Origin of the sequence: Bradyrhizobium sp. WSM2254, assembly GCF_000472645.1 — a bacterium.
Lineage (GTDB): Bacteria > Pseudomonadota > Alphaproteobacteria > Rhizobiales > Xanthobacteraceae > Bradyrhizobium > Bradyrhizobium niftali.
The window spans coordinates 101,828-119,498 of sequence record NZ_AXAB01000013.1; the positions used below are offsets into that span (position 1 = coordinate 101,828).

Here is a 17,671-nt window from a genome sequence, read left to right on the forward strand (position 1 = left end):
TTTTCGTGGGTTCGGCCGTCCTGAAGACGGCGGACTAGGCCACAAAAGCAGCCGTGGGGTCAACGGGTTGCCGCAAGGGGCAGGGCTGCTGGTCCGCCCGCGCAAATACCGAGGACGCCGTTGGGGGTGATCAAGGGGTCAATGCGAGGACGCGGCTGGCCAAGACCTCGATACCCGTGGCTGCCAGGCGCCGAACTTGCCGCCCGTGGCGAAATCGCGTGGGGACGGGAGACGACCTCGATCGCACCGAGGCCGCAGGCCAGCCGTCAGCCCGCCATCATCATACCAGCCGCGCCGGTCTCGATCGCCTGCACGCCGTGCTCGACGACCTTGTTGCGGCCGCGGTGCTTGGCGGCGTAGAGCGCGGCGTCGGCGGCTTCGATCAGGTCGCCGGGGCGCAAGGCCTCGTTGGGCCTCGTTGCGGCAACGCCGATCGAGACGGTGACGATCATGTGGGCGGACGTGATGTGCGGCAGGCAGAGCTTCAGCACGGCCGCACGCACCAGCTCGCCGATCTCCACGGCGCGATTCACGTCGGTGTTCGGCAGCAACAGGCAGAATTCCTCGCCGCCGTAGCGCGCCGCGAAGCCCATCGTGTCGGCGGCGATGCCGGACAGCGACTCGCCGAGCCTGGTCAGGCAGGAATCGCCTTCGAGATGGCCGTAGGTGTCGTTGAAGAGCTTGAAGTGGTCGACGTCGATCATCAGCAGCGCGAGGTCGCTGCCATATTGCTGCGCGCGCATCCACTCGAAGTCGAGCCGGCTCTGGAAGCCGCGGCGGTTGGCGAGCCCCGACAGCATGTCGATCGAGGCCATCACCGTCAGGCGGTCGTTGCTCGCGATCAGCTCGCGTTCGCGCTGGCTCAATTGCGCAGCCATCGCGTTGAATGCGCGGGCCAGCGGCACGAATTCGGCCGGCAGGCGATTGCGCGCCGCGCGCGCCGACAGATCGCCCTCGCCGAGCCGCTTGGCCATGTCGGCAAGCATCTCGATCGGCTTGATCACGAGTTTTTCGGCGGCGATCAGCGCGCCGAGCAGGACGAACAAGACGACGAAAGCGAGCTGGAGATAGGCGGTGCGGATGTCGCGGCTCACCGCCGCGGACACCTTGTCCTCGTCGATGCTGGCGATCAGGCGGGCGTTGGTGCCGGCGATGCGGATGTAGCTGACCGCGCGGCGGGAGCCGTCGGCGGCGAGGAAAGACAGCGAGCCCTCATCCTGGTCCGACCGCAGCGCCCTGTCGGCGATTGCAGACATCAGCGGCATGTTGTCGAGCGGACGACCCACTACGCCGTGCTGATCGGCCGGTGCGGCCAGCACGGTGCCGGCGCTGTCCACCAGCACGGCGGTGATGCCGGCGCGGCCGCCGAGATTGCTCATGACCTTCGACATCCAGTCGAGATTGACGGTGGCGAGCACCACGGCGTCGGACACGCCGCTGAACGCGGATACCGGGTACACCGCCATGACAGTCGGCGTCTGCACGGGCCGCGACAGGATGAAATCGCTCAGCACGAAACGGCCGGTTTCCTGGGCCTGCTGGAAGTAAGGCCGGTCACTGAGGTCGAGGCCGACATACATGTTGTTGGTGGCACACTGGATGCGTCCGTCCTGACCGGCGATCAAAAGCGTGCGAATCCATGGAAGGTTCGACGGCAGGCTCGCGCGCAGCACGTCGCAGCTCTTGCTGATGCCGCCGACGGAGGCGCGGATGAAGGCTTCCGATTTCAGGATGGTCTCGACCGACGAGATCACCTCGCGCTGCGCATCGGCGCTGTGCCTTGCGACGATGTTGAACTCGGCCGCGGCCTGCGCGATCTGGCTCCTGCGCGTGTCCTCGAGCGAACGGATGCGCTCGAGCATCAAGGGCGCCACCAGAATCACAGCGAGCAATGCAAGCCGCGCCCGGATTCCCAGGACCTGCTTGAGTTTTGCTCGCTTACGGTTGAAACTGACGTTTGCCATCTTCGCTGCCCACCCCATGGGCCAAGGTAAAGCGAAGGGTTCAAAAACTCTTTCTTGAACTCGGTAAAATTGGACTTACCTCGGTTACGACCACAGCCAATCGATGTCATGACAGAAGCCAATGCCGCGCCGGTAACCGGCCATTCACCAAACGCGCTCGCCGCGGTCGAAGCCGAAATTGCGCGCGCCTGCAAGGACGCGCGGCGCGATCGCGCCTCCGTCACGCTGATCGCGGTGTCCAAGACCTTCGACGCGGATGCAATTACCCCGGTCATCGCCGCCGGACAGCGCGTATTTGGCGAGAATCGGGTGCAGGAGGCCAAAGGCAAGTGGCCGGCGTTAACGTCCGTCTACCCCGATATCGCGCTGCATCTGATCGGGCCGCTGCAATCCAACAAGGCGAAAGAGGCGGTCGCGCTGTTCGACGCCATCCATTCGGTTGACCGTCCGAGCATTTGCCAGGCGTTAGCCAAGGAAATCGAATCCCAGAAGAAACATCCGCAGCTCTTCGTCCAGATCAACACCGGCGAGGAGCCGCAGAAGGCCGGCGTCGCGCCCGGCGAGGCCGACGCTTTCCTCGCAAGCTGCCGCGACACTTATGGGCTGACGATCTCCGGACTGATGTGCATCCCGCCGGTCGACGAGCCGCCGGCGGCGCATTTCGCGCTGACCGCCAAGATCGCCGCGCGCAATGGATTGAACAATCTCTCGATGGGCATGAGCGCGGATTTCGCCACCGCCATCATGTTAGGTGCCACGCATGTGCGCGTGGGCAGCGCGATCTTCGGGCACAGGTAATTACTGTCGTCCCGGCCTAGTGCGCAATTGCGCACGGGGGGCCGGGACCCATACCGCGTGATCTCTCGGCGGCTGGTGGTGTTAGTCCCGGCGAAGATTCGATAACGGCTAGTCTTCGCCAAATTTCTCCCTGGGGTTATGGGTCCCGGCCTTCGCCGGGACGACAGCTGAGTGTGCGTCTACGCAAACCCCACCGACGCCTTCCCCAACACGCCGAAATCCACCGCCAGGTGATCGCCGGCCTGGATCGGCAGCGGTGGATGGCACGTGCCCGTGGTCACCACCTCCCCTGCCCGCAAGGTGATGCCGAGCCCGCGCAGCTCGTTGGCGAGCCAGGCGAGCGCAACGCGGGGATCGCCGAGCACGTTCTTGCCGTGGCCGATAAAGCGCTCGCCGCGCAGCGTGATCTGCGGCCGTTCCGCGATGAGATCCATCGCGCGCCAGTTCGCAGGCGTCGCTGCACCCAGCACGAACAGATGCGCGCAGGCATTGTCGGCGATGAGCTGCGCCTCGCCGGCGCCGGCGAAATCGACGAAGCGTGAATCCGGAATCTCGATCGCGGGATGCAGGCTGTCGACGGCGGCCAGTACCTCGTCGACGGCAAACGGCGCCGCGCGCGGCGCCAGATCGCGTCCCATGCGGAAGCAAAATTCCGGCTCGCCGACGCGCATTGCGTTGCCCTTCATCGACGCGGTGCCGCCGTCGGCAATCAATGTGTCGCTCATGATGCGCCCGGCCAGCGGTCCCGTGACATTGATGTGCTTCTGTCCGGACGAGCTCGTTGCCGCGATCTTCCAGCCGAACAGTTTTCCGGGCGATTGCGCCTCGAGCGCGGCCTGAATGGCGTAGCCCTCGGCGCGGGTCTGCGGCCGCAGATGTCTCTCCAGCGCGTCGAGCTTGGTGCCGTCACGCCAGTGTTGAACGAGGACCCGCGATGCGGCGACGATCTGATCCTTCTCGAGCACGTGCCCTCACCCGATGATGATTCTTGTTCGCGGGCCCAGCCGCCGCAGCAATTGCAGCATTGCGGATTTGGTCATGGAGACGCAGCCCGCGGTCGGGCCGAAATTGTCGCGGGCCAGGTGCAGAAACACCGCGCTGCCGCGGCCGGCGATACGCGGGCGCGTGTTGTGGTCGATTTCGATGATGAAGTCATAGAGATGGTCGGCCCGCTTGAGCCGGTCACCGCCCTGCCCCTCGCCGAGCCGGATTCCCTGGTTGTAGTGACGATCCCGGGGATCCTCGCACCAGGCGTCCTCGCCGGTGATGATCCGCGCCGGCAGGAAGGTCTGCGGCCGGCTGTGCCGGTCGCCCCGCCACCACAGTCGCCGCGGCCGGAAGCTGCCCTTGGGCGTGCCGCCGTCGCCCTCGCGCTTGTTGGCGAGAATGCCGCCCCGCCCCAGCGCCACCGGAATCGTCAGCGCTCCGGCGGTCAGCCAGCCCCGGCGCGGATTACCGGCGGCAGGCTTAACGCGGATCGTTCGAAGCGGCCCGGAGGTTCCGGTCTTGGTGTAAGTAGCTGAAGCAGCGTTGTTTTTCATGTGACCGTGCGATGTCGCATTCATTACAGGACATTCATCAAGACGCCCTGCTATTCTAGGTTAGAGTGCTTCTGGCTTGTGAATCGGTAACAGCCCACTACTTCAACACGAACAACAATAATAACGGCGACCCTTAAACTTCCCCTCGCGGCTGGGCGCGGCATGCATGCGCGCCGAGCCGGACCCCAAAAGGATGATACCCTATGGCCAATGCCCGCAAGATCCTGATCGTGGATGACGATACCGATCTGCGCGATACGTTGGTGGAGCAATTATCGCTGCACGAAGAATTCGAAGCCTCCGCCGTCGATACCGGCGCCAAGGGCGCGAGCGCCGCAAAGGCCAATTCCCCCGATCTCGTCCTGATGGATGTCGGCCTGCCCGACACCGATGGCCGCGAGGTGGTCCGCTCCTTACGCAAGGGCGGCTTCAAGGCTCCCATCATCATGCTGACCGGGCATGACACCGATTCCGACACGATTTTGGGCCTGGAATCCGGCGCCAACGACTACGTCGCAAAACCCTTCCGCTTCGCCGTGCTGCTGGCCCGCATCCGCGCCCAGCTCCGCCAGCACGAGGCCAGCGAGGACGCCGTGTTCTCGGTCGGCCCCTACAGCTTCCGGCCCGGCTCCAAGATGCTGACCGCCGCCAATGCGCGCAAGGTCCGGCTGACGGAGAAGGAAACCGCCATCCTCCGCTTCCTCTACCGCGCCGGCCAGATGCCGGTGTCGCGCGAGACCCTGCTCCAGGAGGTCTGGGGCTACAATTCCGGGGTCACCACCCACACGCTGGAAACCCACATCTACCGCCTCCGCCAGAAGATCGAGAAGGACGCCGCCAACCCGGAGATCCTGGTCACGGAAGCCGGTGGCTACAAGCTGGTGCCGTGATACGCTTAAAGGGCGTGCGAATCGTTTTAGATCGCGTGCCCTTGAGCCTCGGATCTGAATGTCAATCGACGACGACGTAGCGCTTCTCGAGCGGGTCCCGACATTGCGCCTGTTGGGAGACGCCTCGTTGCGCATGCTGGCGATCGGCTCCGAGCAGCGTGACTTCGTCCGCGGCGACATCCTGTTCAATCTCGGCGACGACGCCGATGCCGGCTACGTGGTCCAGCGCGGCGCCTTCCGGGTCGAGGACGGCGCCGGCGCCGAGATGATCGCAGGTCCCGGCGCGCTGATCGGCGAGCTCGCGCTGGTGGTGCCGATGAAGCGGCCGTCGAGCGCGATCGCGCTGGAGCATTCCTCCGTCATCCGCGTCGCGCGCAGCCTGTTTCAGCGCGTGCTCGAAAGCGACCCCGCCGCCGCCGTTCGCCTGCGCGACGAATTCGCGGTTCGCTCCAGCCAGATCGCGAGCGATATCCTGATGGCCGGTGCGAAGCTGACGACGTAGGTCTCTCCGCTCGTCATTCCGGGGCGCGCGACGCGCGAACCCGGAATCCATTCATCCACCAACTCTGCAGCTCTATGGATTCCGGGCTCGCGCTGCGCGCGCCCCGGAATGACGTGACGCTAGACCTCCAGCGTCACCGTGACAGGCACATGGTCCGACGGCCGCTCCCAGCTCCGCGCGTCGCGGAGAATCTTGAAGTCCTGGACCGCATCTTTCAGCGCGCGCGAGACCCAGATGTGGTCGAGGCGGCGGCCGCGGTCGCCGACGGTCCAGTCGGCGGAGCGGTAGCTCCACCACGTGTAGACCTTTTCCGACATCGGGATGCGCTCGCGCGCGACATCGACCCACTCGCCGGCTGCGAGCGCCGCGTTCAGCTTCTCGGTTTCGACAGGCGTGTGCGAGACCACTTTCAGAAGCTGCTTGTGCGACCACACGTCGTTCTCATGCGGGGCGACGTTGAGATCGCCGACCAGGATGTGGCGGTCCTCACCGCGCGGATGCAGCGGCTCGCAGGCCTTCATCTCGTCGAGGAAGCGCAGCTTGTGATCGAACTTCTCGTTCAGCGCGGGATCGGGAATGTCGCCGCCGGCCGGCACATAGAAATTATGCAGCACCAGCGGCTTCGCGATGCTGGCCTTGTCGCCGAAGGACACGGAAATGTGGCGCGAATCCACCTTGTCGCAGAAGGTGCGGATGTCCTTGGACTCGAACGGGATCTTCGAGACGATGGCGACGCCGTGATAGCCCTTCTGCCCGTTCAGCGCGACATGCTCATAGCCGAGCCGCTTGAAACGCTTCAGTGGAAAGGCGTCGTCGATGCACTTGGTTTCCTGGAGGCACAGCACGTCCGGCCGCGCGCTCTTGAGAAATTTCGCGACCAGATCGATGCGCAGCCGCACCGAATTGATGTTCCAGGTTGTCAGGGAAAAACGCATGAGGGATGCGTCTTAGCATGGATTGGCGCGGGGAAAATGCTTGTCCACAGGGCCGAAATTGTAGGGTGGGTTAGCCCGCGGCTGCGCGAAGCGCAGTCCGCTGGCGTAACCCACCCTACGCACAGTCAGCCCGGCGATGGGCCGTAATTGGTGAAGTCGATCTTGAACATGCCGGGATCGAGCTTCTTGGTTGCGTCGAGATTGTAGATCGCGATCGTGGTGTCGTAGCCCTGCGGGTCGGTGACGGTCCACTGCTTCAGCTGGCCGTCCTTCGCGCCGAACATCAGCAAGAGGCGGCTGGTGCCGACCAGCGCCTGCTTCTCCTCGATGGTGACGCTGACGAAGACGTCGTCGGCCGAGACGTTGACGACATTGGTGTCCTTCATCAGGTCGATGCGATCGGACAGCAGGAAGCGCAGCGGCGTCTGCGACAGCGGATAGACGTCCTGGGTGGCGAGCTTGCGGTCGCGCACCACCAGCGACGATCCGTCGGCGACGATGTCGATCGGGCTCGGCGCGTCATATTCGAAGCGCACCTTGCCCGGCTTCTGGATGTAGAAATCGCCCTGCGTCTTGCTGCCGTCGGGGCCGACCTGGACGAAATTCCCGACCAGCGTCGACAGCGAGGACAGATAGGCGCTGACCTTGGCCGCCTGCGCCTTCTGGTTGGCGTCGAAGGTCTGGAAGATGCTGCTCGGCACGTTGCGGCGCGGATCCGGGATGACCGGATTCGGCGGCGTCTGGGTCGCGCCGGTGACCGCGGGCCCGCCGGCGGCCGCACCGTTGTCGCGTCCCTTCGGCGCGGGCTTCGGCACGGGCACGTTCTGCGCGGACGACGCCGCGGTCACCATCGCGGCGGTGACGAGAAGCACGCCGGCCATGCGCGCGCTTCGCGCGGCGATGGTGGCAGCGAATCGAATGTCCGGATGTCTGATCAACGCGTCGTCCTGTATGGCTAGGCGCCTTTTAGCGTGATTTCGGGCAAAAGCAGATATCGATTTTGCGTGAAATAGTGTTTTGAGGCGGCTCGCCTCACATATGGCTGTCTTCTTCCTCGACCAGGATCTCGCGTTTGCCGGCGTGGTTGGCGGGACCGACAATGCCTTCCAGTTCCATGCGCTCCATCAGCGATGCGGCGCGGTTATAGCCGATTTGCAGGCGGCGCTGGATGTAGCTGGTCGAGGCCTTGCGGTCGCGTTTGACGATCGCAACGGCCTGCTGGAATAGATCGCCGCCGCCATCCGCGCCCATGCCGCTGGCGTCGAACACGGCGCCGCCGTCCTCGTCCTCGGTCGGCTCTTCGGCCGTGACAGCCTCGAGATATTCCGGCTGGCCCTGTGTCTTGAGGTGGCGCACCACCTTCTCGACTTCGTCGTCCGACGCAAACGGTCCGTGCACGCGGCTGATGCGGCCGCCGCCGGCCATGTAGAGCATGTCGCCCTGGCCGAGCAGCTGCTCGGCACCCATCTCGCCCAGGATGGTGCGGCTGTCGATCTTGGAGGTGACCTGGAAGGCGATGCGGGTCGGGAAGTTCGCCTTGATGGTGCCGGTGATGACGTCGACCGACGGACGCTGCGTCGCCAGGATCACGTGCAGGCCGGCGGCGCGCGCCATCTGCGCGAGGCGCTGCACCGCGCCTTCGATGTCCTTGCCGGCGACCATCATCAGGTCGGCCATTTCGTCGACGATGATGACGATGTAGGGCAGCGGGTCGAGCGAGAGCTTCTCTTCCTCGTAGATCGCCTTGCCGGTCTCCTTGTCGAAGCCGGTGTGCACCGTGCGCGTCGGCTCCTCGCCCTTGGCTTTCAACTCGAGCAGGCGCGTGTTGTAGCCGTCGATGTTGCGCACGCCGAGCTTGGCCATGTTCTTGTAGCGCTCTTCCATCTCGCGCACGGCCCATTTCAGCGCGACCACGGCCTTCTTCGGGTCGGTCACGACCGGCGTGAGCAGATGGGGAATGCCGTCATAGACGGAGAGTTCGAGCATCTTCGGATCGACCATGATCAGGCGGCACTGGTCCGGACGCAGCCGGTAGACCAGGCTGAGGATCATGGTGTTGATGGCGACCGACTTGCCCGAGCCGGTGGTACCGGCGATCAGCATGTGCGGGGTGCGCGCGAGGTCGATGATGACCGGGTCGCCGCCGATGGTCTTGCCGAGGCAGAGCGGCAGCTTGGCAACCGTGTCGACGGTTTCCTTGGCGACCAGCAGCTCGCGCAGATAGACCTTTTCGCGATGGGCGTTCGGCAATTCGATGCCGATGGCATTGCGGCCGGGCACGACAGCGACGCGCGCCGACAGCGCGCTCATCGAGCGGGCGATGTCGTCGGCAAGTCCGATCACGCGCGACGATTTGATGCCGGGCGCCGGCTCCAGCTCGTACAGCGTGACGACGGGACCCGGATTGGCCTTCACGATCTCGCCGCGCACGCCGAAGTCCTGCAGCACGCCTTCGAGCGCGCGCGAATTGGCTTCCAGCTCGGCCTTGCTGAGCGGTTGGCGATCACCGGCCTTGGGCGCGGCGAGCACGGACACGGACGGAAGCTCGAACTTGTCGGAGGATTTCCTGGCCGCAGCCTTCGGAGCAGCCTTCTTGCGCGGCGCGCGCGCGGCAGGCTCCTCCTCTTCCTCCTCGTCTTCCTCTTCCTCGTGCTCGTAGTCCTCGTCTTCGGACTGCGGCGAGATCGGGGGCGCGGCGCGGCCGCCGAGATTCGGCTCCTGGCGGCTGAACGCAGCGGCCTTGGTCTTCGGCCCGCTCGAGACCAGCGAGCGGTAAGCGGCACCACACAGCCAGATCAGGCGTGCCTTGGTGCTCATCAGCGCATGGAACAGCCAGCCCAGCGACACCGAACCGCGATCGCCCTCCTCGTCTTCATCGAGCGGCTTGTCGTCATCCTCGATCTCGGCGAGCTCGTCGTCATGCTCGCGCGCGCCAAGACCGCAGGCGATCAGGAAAGTCGCGGCCATCGCCGCGAACAGGATCACACCGAGCACCGTGCGATAGATCGTGCCGGGCGGCCCGAAAATCACCGCGGGCGCGCGCACCAGGGCATCGCCGACCACGCCGCCGAGTCCGGTCGGCAGCGGCCATGCGCCGCCGTGCGGCCAGCAGCTGACAAAGCCCGCGGCGATCACGGTGCAGAGAATCCAGGAGCCGAGCCGCAGCGCCTCGCGGTCGAACGGGCGATGGGTCATCATGCGCCAGCCCCAGACCGCGACCGTCAGGACCAGCATGATCGCGCCGAGCCCGAGGATCTGCATCGCAAGGTCCGCGCCGATTGCGCCGGCATAGCCGAGGATGTTGCGGATCGGCCGCGAGGTCGCGTGGCTGAGGCTTGCATCCTGCACCGACCAGGTCATGAGCGCGGCCGAGGCGAGCCCCGACAGCGAGATCAGGCCGAGGCCGGCGAGTTCGCGCACGCGCCGCGTCAGCGCCTCGCGGATCGACGGCGGCAGATGGCCGACCAGTGGAATGACACGTTCGATTGCCGACATGCTCACGGGCCCCGCCTAACCCAGAGTCTCGACCAGGCGGTGCAGCGCCTGTGCCGTGGTCTCGCCATCCTGCACCAGCGCGAGGCGGATGTAGCCTGCGCCGGGATTGAAGCCGTCGGGCTGGAGCCGCGCCAGATAGCTGCCGGGCACCACGCGCACGCCGGCTTCCCTGAAGAGCCTGAGCGTGATGGATACGTCGTCGCCGAGCTCGGACGTGTTGAGCCAGACGCAGAAGCCGCCGTCGGGCCGGCGATAGCCGTAGCGATTGCCGATGATCTGATCGGCGAGGTCGAACTTGATCCGGTAGAGCCTGCGGTTCTCCTCGACATGCGCTTCGTCGCCATAGGCGACGGTTGCGACATGCTGGAGCGCCACCGGCACCTGCGGCGCTGCGATGTTGCGCAGCTCGAGGAACATGCCGATGAATTTCTTGTCGCCGGCGGCGAAGCCGACGCGCAGGCCCGGCAGGTTGGAGCGCTTCGACAGCGACTGGAACGCAACCACGCGGGTGAAATCGGGGCCGGCACATTCGAGCGCGCTGCCCGGCGCCTCGCGGGTGTAGATCTCCGAATAGCACTCGTCGCTGAGAATGACGAAGCCGTAGCGGTCGGCGAGCTGCTTCAACCGCCTGAAATAATCGGGCGTGGCGACCGAGCCCTGCGGGTTGGCGGGCGAGGCGAGGTAGAACGCGACCGTGCGCGCCAGCGTCGCCTCGTCGATGGCGTCGAGATCAGGCAGGAAGCCGTTCTCGACGGTGGTCGGCAGATAGACCGGCTCGCAGGCCGCGGCGCGGGCGCCGGCGCCGTAGACCGGATAGAACGGGTTCGGCATCAGGATGGCGGGCTTGCCGGGGCGCGGGCCGACATAGCGCGCGGCCGTGATCGCGGCGAGGAACAGCCCCTCGCGGCTGCCATTGAGGACGAGAATCTCGCCCGCGGGGTCGAGCGGCCGCGGCAGCTTGAAGCGCGACGACAACCAGGCGCTCGCCGCTTTCCGGAACGGTTCGGTGCCCTGGTTCATCGGGTAACGGCCGAAATCGGCGATGTGCTTGGCCAGCACCGGGCCGACGAAATCAGGCACGGGATGCTGGGGCTCGCCGACTGCAAGCGTAATCAAGGGCTTGCCGGGCTGATGGGGTGCCAGCAGCTCGTTCAGCCGGACGAAGGGCGAGCGTTCGCTGTCGGAGCTTCCAGCTTCCAGGGGCGCACGGGATGAAGCGATCATAGCCATTCTGGACGCCAGCACTCTTGGAACAGCCGGTCGCACCAAGGCGCCGGCGGGAAGCGGTTCAGTTCACCATAGATAGGGCGAGGTTAAGACGCGATTAACCATCGGTCGCCGCCCCCGTCCAGAGCGGGAATTTTGGGGCCGGATAACAACGGGATGCATGGCGCCGGTTCGAGGCGGATCATACTCCTGTCGCGACGTGAATATTTCGGCGACGTCATGGCCGGGCCTGTCCCGGGCATGACGAGTTTCGCGGTATAGGCGTTCAGTGTCCCGGCAGCTTCTCGAACGTCGCCATGCCGGCGGGGATCGCGTGGAATTCCTGCTTGTCGCAGGTGTAGATCGCCATCTGCGGATGGAACTGCTCCGGCTCGTCCAGCGTGCCGACCTTCAGGATCGCGGCGGGAAGGCCCGGAACCTTGGTCACAAGATGGGTGCCGCATTCGGCGCAGAACTCGCGCGTCACGGCGCGCTCGAGGTCCTTGCGGGTGAATTGCTTGGGCTGCCCGATGACGTAGCTGAAGCCGGCCACCGGCATCGCGATGAAGGTGTTGGGCGCGCCGCCCGAGATGTACTGGCACTCGCGGCAATGACACTGCGCCTGCATCATCGGGTCGCCTTCGGCTACATAGCGCACCTCGCCGCAATAGCATCCACCTTCCAAACGCATGACGACCTCCCTGTTTGTTGTTCGTTGTGGTCGATATTTCTGCGCCGGTTGTCCGGAATGGCAATCTTTTTCTTCGCCGGGATCAGGCAAAAAGAAAGGGGCTCCAACTTGCGCTGGAGCCCCTCAACGGTCGGGGCATTGCCGGGTATGTGCCCCAAACCGTAGTTGTGGACGCGGCCTCCGAGGAGACCGCGCCCCGGGAGGAGAGTTACATGTTGTAGGCGCGCTCGGTGTGCTCGGTGATGTCGAGGCCTTCACGCTCGGTCTCGACATTGGCGCGGAGGCCAACGATCACATCGACGACCTTGTAAAGGATCGCCGAACCGACGCCCGACCACACCAGCGTGGTGCAGACGCCCCAGAGCTGGGACACCATCTGCGCCGCGAAGTCGTAATCGGCAACCTTCGGCGGGATCGCCGTGTAGTCGATGATGCCGGCGCCGCCGAGAGCGGGGTTCACCAGGATGCCGGTACCGAGAGCACCGACGATGCCGCCGATGCAGTGCACGCCGAACACGTCGAGGGAGTCATCGTAGCCGATCGCGTTCTTCACGACGGTGCAGAAGAACAGGCAGACCACGCCGACCACGAGACCGAGGACGATCGCACCCATCACACCGGCGAAGCCGGCGGCAGGCGTGACGGCCACGAGGCCCGCGACAGCGCCGGAGATGACGCCGAGCACCGACGGGTGACCCTTCACGATCCACTCCGCGAACATCCACGACAGCGCGGCGGCCGCGGTGGCGACGAAGGAGTTGGTCATGGCGAGGGCAGCGCCGCCGTTGGCTTCGAGGTTGGAGCCGGCGTTGAAGCCGAACCAGCCGACCCAGAGCAGCGAGGCGCCGATCATCGACATGGTCAGCGAGTGCGGAGCCATCAGCTCCTTGCCGTAGCCGGTGCGCTTGCCGATCAAGAGAGCGCCGACGAGACCTGCGATGCCGGCGTTGATGTGCACCACGGTGCCGCCCGCGAAGTCGATCGCGCCCTTCTTGAAGATCCAGCCGGCGTCGGCGTTGATCTCGTCGAGCTTGGCCTGCGCCGCGGTCTTCGCCGCCGCATCAGTCGCCGCAGCCAGAGCCTTGGCAGCGTCCTGGATCATGTCCGGGCCGGGCCAGTACCAGACCATGTGCGCGATCGGGAAGTAGATCAGGGTGACCCAGAGCGGGATGAAGAGAGCGATCGCCGAGAACTTCATGCGTTCAGCAAAGGCACCGACGATGAGGGCGGGCGTGATCGCCGCGAAGGTCATCTGGAAGCAGACATAGACGAGCTCCGAGATGTTGGCGTCGACCGAGAAGGTCGCGGCCTTCGAGTCGGTGGTGATGCCCATCATGAAGGCCTTGGAGAAGCCGCCGATGAAGTCGGAACCGCCGGTGAAGGCGAGGCTGTAGCCGTACACGGCCCAGATCACGGTGACGACGCAGACGGTGTAGAAGACCTGCATCAAGACCGAGAGCATGTTCTTGGAACGGACGAGACCGCCGTAGAACAGCGCAAGACCCGGGATCGTCATCAACAGCACGAGGACTGTCGATGTCAGCATCCAGGCGTTGTCTCCCTTGTTGACCGTTGGCTCGGCATAGGCTGCGGTCGCAGCGAACAGGCCGACTGCGAGAGCCGCCAATCCCGCGCCATAGGGACGCTTAAACGTCATATTATTTACTCCTGATTGGATAAGGTTGAGCGCGAAATCAGAGGGCCGCGGCATCGGCCTCGCCGGTGCGGATACGAACCGCATGGTCGAGGTTGATGACGAAGATCTTGCCGTCGCCGATCTGTCCGGTTTTCGCAGCGGACGTGATGGCGTCGATGGTCTTGTCGACCTGGTCGGAGGCGACAGCGACCTCGATCTTGATCTTGGGCAGGAAACTCACGGCATATTCAGCGCCGCGATAGATTTCCGTATGGCCCTTCTGCCGGCCATATCCCTTGACTTCCGTCACCGTGAGACCGTGAACGCCGATGGCGGTCAGGGCGTCACGGACTTCTTCCAGCTTGAATGGCTTGATAATCGCCATAACAATTTTCATGGGTCCTATCCCCGCTTGGGCCCGGTCCGGACGTGGCCGGGCGTTTCTCGACTGGTTCGCCACGAGGGAGAAGTTTCACTACGCGGGCACAGCCGGACCCCTAGAATCAAATGCCGTGCCAGAACGGGCATGTTGCCTAACGGACTATGAAAGCGGGGGTTTTCGCGTTTGACGCGTGCTGCAGTGCAGTGCGCTATTACGTCGCGCTCAAAAGCTGGTCACGTCTGCTCAAAATAAATGCACGACAGGCTGCCGACACAATGTTGCTCATGTGTCGGGCAGCCGAAAGGTATTTTGTTACAGGGGAAGCTCACTGAAGGGCGTCGTCGTGCTGCGAAATATCCCGTCCCTCGAGCTCGTGCCCACGGGATACGCGCAACAGACCGACCAGCATGCGCAGGCGAAGCTTGCCGGACGGGGTATCCGGCTGAGGGCCGCGTCGGACCATCAGGCGACGTCGCGCTCCGCGAAAACCCTGTCGATCAATCCCCACTCGACCCCCTGCTGTGCGGTCATGAAGTGGTCGCGATCCAGGGTCCGTTCCACCTCCTCCACGGGACGCCTGCAATGTTGCGCATAGAGCCGGATGATGCGCCGCTTGGTGTCCTGCATTTCGGTGGCATGGATCAGGATGTCAGACGCCTGGCCTTGAAAGCCGCCGAGTGGCTGATGCACGTGAAGGCTGGCATTGGGCAGGGCGGCGCGGTGACCGGGTTCGCCGGCCATCAGCAGGAACGAACCCATGGAGCGTGCGGTGCCCATGCATAGCGTATGGACCGGCGCCCTGATGAACTGCATGGTGTCGTACATCGCCAGTCCACTGGTGATCACGCCGCCATAGGAATTGATGTAGAGATTGATCGGCTTGTTCGGGTTCTCCGCCTCCAGGAACAGGAGTTGCGCGCAGACCAGTCCGGACATCGCATCATTGACCTCGCCGTTGAGGAAGATGATGCGCTCGCGCAAGAGCCGCGAATAGATGTCGAAGGATCGCTCGCCGCGGGTGGATTGTTCGACCACCATAGGGACGAGCTGAAGCATGTCGCGCATTGGCGACCTCCATGTTTGCAGGTGATGAAGTCTTTTGCTGTTAGGCCGCCATCATCAGGCAGCAATTGGTGTTGGCCGGCTGCGGCAGTTTCGTGAGGTCGTCGCAGGCTTGCTGGATGATGCGGAAGCGGGTGCCGCCATCCTCATTCGGCTCGATCCGGAAGATGACGTGGCTCTCGCGAAATGGCGGCTCCGAATCGCGAAGCCGGTAGCGCACCTCTTCGCCTGCGATCGTCGATTCCGGCTCGGCGCCCGCAAGGTCGCAATCCGGCAACCAGCGCTCGCGCAAGGCCGGAATGGTCACGGCGCGCCAGACCTTTGCTGGCGGCGCATCGAAATCATATTCAAGCACCAGGGCTTCGTCGGGACGATCAGGCTTCGCGGCGTCGCTCATCGGTCCAAGTCCTTATTGGTCCAGGTCCTTATTGATCCATGTCCTTGAGGAGATCGGCGAGTGCTTCCATGCGCTGCGGCCAGTAGGCGCGGTAGCGCGCAAGCCAAGACCCGATGGCGACGATTCCGTCCGGGTCGACTTCGTAGTTCACAAAGCGGCCCTGCCGCTGTTCACGCACCAAGCCTGCCGCGCGCAGCACCGAAAGATGCTGCGACATCGCCGGTTGGCTGATCTCCAGCCCGTCGCGCAAGGCGCTCGCATTCAGGCTTCCGCCAGCGAGCCTCTCAAAGACCTTTCGGCGCGTCGGGTCGGCCAGCGCCTTGAAGATGTCGGCTTCGATCATGACGACACATAAGCACACGCTTATGTGTTGCGCAAGGCCCGAGTGAGCCCAGGTGGCTCCGTGCTGCGAACCGGCTGCCCGCGGCCTACTGCAACGCCTCGCCGTGCTGCGAAATATCCAGTCCCTCGAGCTCGTGCTCACGGGATACGCGCAATGGCACGAACAGGCCGACCAGCTTGAGCAGGATGAAGCTCACCCCCGCCGACCAGACGAAGGTGACGGCGACCCCATAAAGCTGGATCAGAAGTTGCTGCGGATGGCCCTCGATCAGGCCGGCGGTGCCGCCGATGGCGCTGGTTGCGAACACGCCGGCGAGCAGGGTGCCGGTCAGCCCGCCGATGCCGTGGACGCCGAACACGTCGAGCGAATCGTCATAGTCGAAGCGGTGCTTCAGCCAGGTGCAGGCCCAGTAGCAGACGACGCCGGCGATCACGCCGATGACGATGCCATGCCACGGCGCGACGAAGCCCGAGGCCGGCGTGATGGTGCCGAGGCCTGCCACCGCGCCGGAGATCATGCCGAGCACCGAGGGCTTGCGCCGCGTCGACCATTCGATCGCGCCCCAGGTCAGCGCGCCGGCGCAGGCAGCCAGATGCGTCGCGATGATCGCCATCACCGCGCGCGAATTGGCCGCGAGCGCCGAGCCGCCGTTGAAGCCGAACCAGCCGACCCACAACAGGCCGGTGCCCATCACCGCGAGCGAGAGGTCGAACGGCGAGAGATTCTCGGTGCCGTAGCCGTGACGGCGTCCCATCACCTTCGCGGCGACGAGGCCGCCGGTGCCGGCCGACAGATGCACGACGAGGCCGCCGGCGAAATCCAGCACGCCCATGCTGGCGAGGAAGCCGCCGCCCCAGACCCAATGCGCGAGTGGAATGTAGACGAAGATGAACCAGGCGACGGAGAACAGCAGATAGGCGGAGAACCGCATCCGGTCGGCAACCGAGCCCGCGACCAGCGCCACCGTGATGATCGCAAACGTCATCTGGTACAGCATGAACAGCGATTCCGGGATCGTCTTCGCCGCCGGGTTGACGCTATCGAGCGTCATGCCCGCCAGGAACCAGCGATCGAGCGTGCCAATCCATGGGCCGTCGCCGACGAAGCAGAGCGAATAGCCGAACGCGACCCAGAGAATCGAGATCAGCGTCACCGCGGAAAGGCTCTGCGCCATCGTCGCCAGCACGTTCTTCTTGCGCACCATGCCGGAATAGAACAGCGCAAGGCCGGGGATCGTCATCATCAGCACCAGCGCGGTGGCGACGATCATCCAGGCGGTATCGGCGGTGTTGATCTCGGAGCCTGCAGCGTGCGCCGGCGACGCGATGACCGACGCAAACCCGATCGGCGCGGCCATAGCGGCCGCGCGGCGCAACAATCCCGCCATGTCGTTCCCCCAGCACAGTGATGACGTCGCACGCTGTGGCGTCGTTGCCCGGTGCGATCGAAGAAGAAGTCTTTTTTAGAGCGCGTCGCTGTCGGTTTCGCCGGTGCGGATGCGCAGCGCGTGGTCGATCGGCGTGACGAAGATCTTGCCGTCGCCGATCTGCCCGGTGCGCGCGGTCGCGGTGATCACGGCGACCGCCTTGTCGGCGACATCGGAGGCGACCGCGATCTCGATGCGCAGCTTCGGCAGGAAGTTCACGACATATTCCGCGCCGCGATAGATCTCGGTGTGGCCCTTCTGGCGGCCATAACCCTTGACCTCGGTCACGGTCATGCCGTGGACGCCGATCGCCGTCAGGGCCTGGCGGACCTCATCGAGCTTGAAGGGTTTGATGATCGCGACGACGAGTTTCATGGTCAGGCCTATTCCCCGGGATGCGCCG

The 17,671-nt window shown here is 64.8% G+C and carries 18 protein-coding genes; 3 read left to right on the forward strand and 15 right to left on the reverse strand.

What is annotated here, in order from left to right:
* Positions 1–266: 266 nt before the first annotated feature.
* Positions 267–1,964, reverse strand: coding sequence for a diguanylate cyclase domain-containing protein (locus tag A3M7_RS0110015; protein ID WP_027543800.1), 1,698 nt, complete (start codon positions 1,962–1,964; stop codon positions 267–269).
* A gap of 108 nt (positions 1,965–2,072) precedes the next feature.
* Here A3M7_RS0110015 and A3M7_RS0110020 point away from each other — a divergent pair, with 108 nt between their 5' ends.
* A complete protein-coding gene (locus A3M7_RS0110020) occupies positions 2,073–2,762 on the forward strand; it encodes a YggS family pyridoxal phosphate-dependent enzyme (RefSeq protein ID WP_027543801.1) in 690 nt (229 codons plus the stop codon).
* Between the two features lie 179 nt (positions 2,763–2,941).
* Here A3M7_RS0110020 and A3M7_RS0110025 read toward each other — a convergent pair whose 3' ends face one another.
* Positions 2,942–3,727, reverse strand: a complete 786-nt coding sequence (locus A3M7_RS0110025) for a 2-keto-4-pentenoate hydratase (protein ID WP_027543802.1) — start codon at positions 3,725–3,727, stop codon at positions 2,942–2,944.
* Positions 3,728–3,733: 6 nt separating this feature from the next.
* Entirely contained in the window at positions 3,734–4,303 is a 570-nt protein-coding gene (locus A3M7_RS0110030) for a L,D-transpeptidase (RefSeq protein ID WP_027543803.1), read from the reverse strand.
* A 203-nt stretch (positions 4,304–4,506) separates the two neighbouring features.
* On the opposite strand from A3M7_RS0110030, the gene A3M7_RS0110035 reads away from it, so the two are divergent.
* Complete coding sequence (locus tag A3M7_RS0110035; protein WP_008142830.1) at positions 4,507–5,193, forward strand: response regulator transcription factor; 687 nt, start codon at positions 4,507–4,509, stop codon at positions 5,191–5,193.
* Positions 5,194–5,251: 58 nt separating this feature from the next.
* Positions 5,252–5,695 (forward strand): cyclic nucleotide-binding domain-containing protein, encoded by a 444-nt coding sequence (locus A3M7_RS0110040; protein WP_027543804.1) that lies wholly within the window; start codon positions 5,252–5,254, stop codon positions 5,693–5,695.
* Positions 5,696–5,814: 119 nt separating this feature from the next.
* On the opposite strand, the gene xth is transcribed toward A3M7_RS0110040, so the two are convergent.
* From xth to A3M7_RS0110105, 12 genes are all read right to left on the reverse strand, one after another.
* Positions 5,815–6,630 (reverse strand): exodeoxyribonuclease III, encoded by an 816-nt coding sequence (gene xth / locus A3M7_RS0110045; protein ID WP_027543805.1) that lies wholly within the window; start codon positions 6,628–6,630, stop codon positions 5,815–5,817.
* 125 nt (positions 6,631–6,755) lie between these two features.
* Positions 6,756–7,511: an outer membrane lipoprotein carrier protein LolA gene (locus tag A3M7_RS0110050; RefSeq protein ID WP_027543806.1), complete on the reverse strand. Its 756-nt coding sequence runs from the start codon at positions 7,509–7,511 to the stop codon at positions 6,756–6,758.
* A gap of 151 nt (positions 7,512–7,662) precedes the next feature.
* Positions 7,663–10,131 (reverse strand): DNA translocase FtsK, encoded by a 2,469-nt coding sequence (locus tag A3M7_RS0110055; protein WP_027543807.1) that lies wholly within the window; start codon positions 10,129–10,131, stop codon positions 7,663–7,665.
* Positions 10,132–10,140: 9 nt separating this feature from the next.
* Positions 10,141–11,355, reverse strand: a complete 1,215-nt coding sequence (locus A3M7_RS0110060) for an aminotransferase class I/II-fold pyridoxal phosphate-dependent enzyme (protein ID WP_027543808.1) — start codon at positions 11,353–11,355, stop codon at positions 10,141–10,143.
* 262 nt (positions 11,356–11,617) lie between these two features.
* A complete protein-coding gene (locus tag A3M7_RS0110065) occupies positions 11,618–12,022 on the reverse strand; it encodes a GFA family protein (RefSeq protein ID WP_027543809.1) in 405 nt (134 codons plus the stop codon).
* Between the two features lie 208 nt (positions 12,023–12,230).
* Positions 12,231–13,679 carry an ammonium transporter gene (locus A3M7_RS0110075; RefSeq protein ID WP_027543811.1) on the reverse strand — a complete coding sequence of 483 codons (1,449 nt, stop codon included), beginning with the start codon at positions 13,677–13,679 and terminating at the stop codon, positions 12,231–12,233.
* 37 nt (positions 13,680–13,716) lie between these two features.
* Positions 13,717–14,055, reverse strand: coding sequence for a P-II family nitrogen regulator (locus A3M7_RS0110080; protein ID WP_008142813.1), 339 nt, complete (start codon positions 14,053–14,055; stop codon positions 13,717–13,719).
* Positions 14,056–14,502: 447 nt separating this feature from the next.
* Positions 14,503–15,105 carry an ATP-dependent Clp protease proteolytic subunit gene (locus A3M7_RS0110085; protein WP_027543812.1) on the reverse strand — a complete coding sequence of 201 codons (603 nt, stop codon included), beginning with the start codon at positions 15,103–15,105 and terminating at the stop codon, positions 14,503–14,505.
* A 40-nt stretch (positions 15,106–15,145) separates the two neighbouring features.
* The gene (locus A3M7_RS0110090) at positions 15,146–15,499 is read right to left on the reverse strand and encodes an SRPBCC domain-containing protein (protein WP_027543813.1); all 354 of its coding nucleotides are present in this window, start codon (positions 15,497–15,499) and stop codon (positions 15,146–15,148) included.
* A 28-nt stretch (positions 15,500–15,527) separates the two neighbouring features.
* Entirely contained in the window at positions 15,528–15,842 is a 315-nt protein-coding gene (locus A3M7_RS0110095; RefSeq protein WP_027543814.1) for a helix-turn-helix transcriptional regulator, read from the reverse strand.
* Positions 15,843–15,927: 85 nt separating this feature from the next.
* Positions 15,928–17,229 (reverse strand): ammonium transporter, encoded by a 1,302-nt coding sequence (locus A3M7_RS0110100; protein ID WP_027543815.1) that lies wholly within the window; start codon positions 17,227–17,229, stop codon positions 15,928–15,930.
* A 75-nt stretch (positions 17,230–17,304) separates the two neighbouring features.
* Positions 17,305–17,643, reverse strand: coding sequence for a P-II family nitrogen regulator (locus A3M7_RS0110105; protein WP_008142802.1), 339 nt, complete (start codon positions 17,641–17,643; stop codon positions 17,305–17,307).
* Positions 17,644–17,671 lie beyond the last annotated feature (28 nt).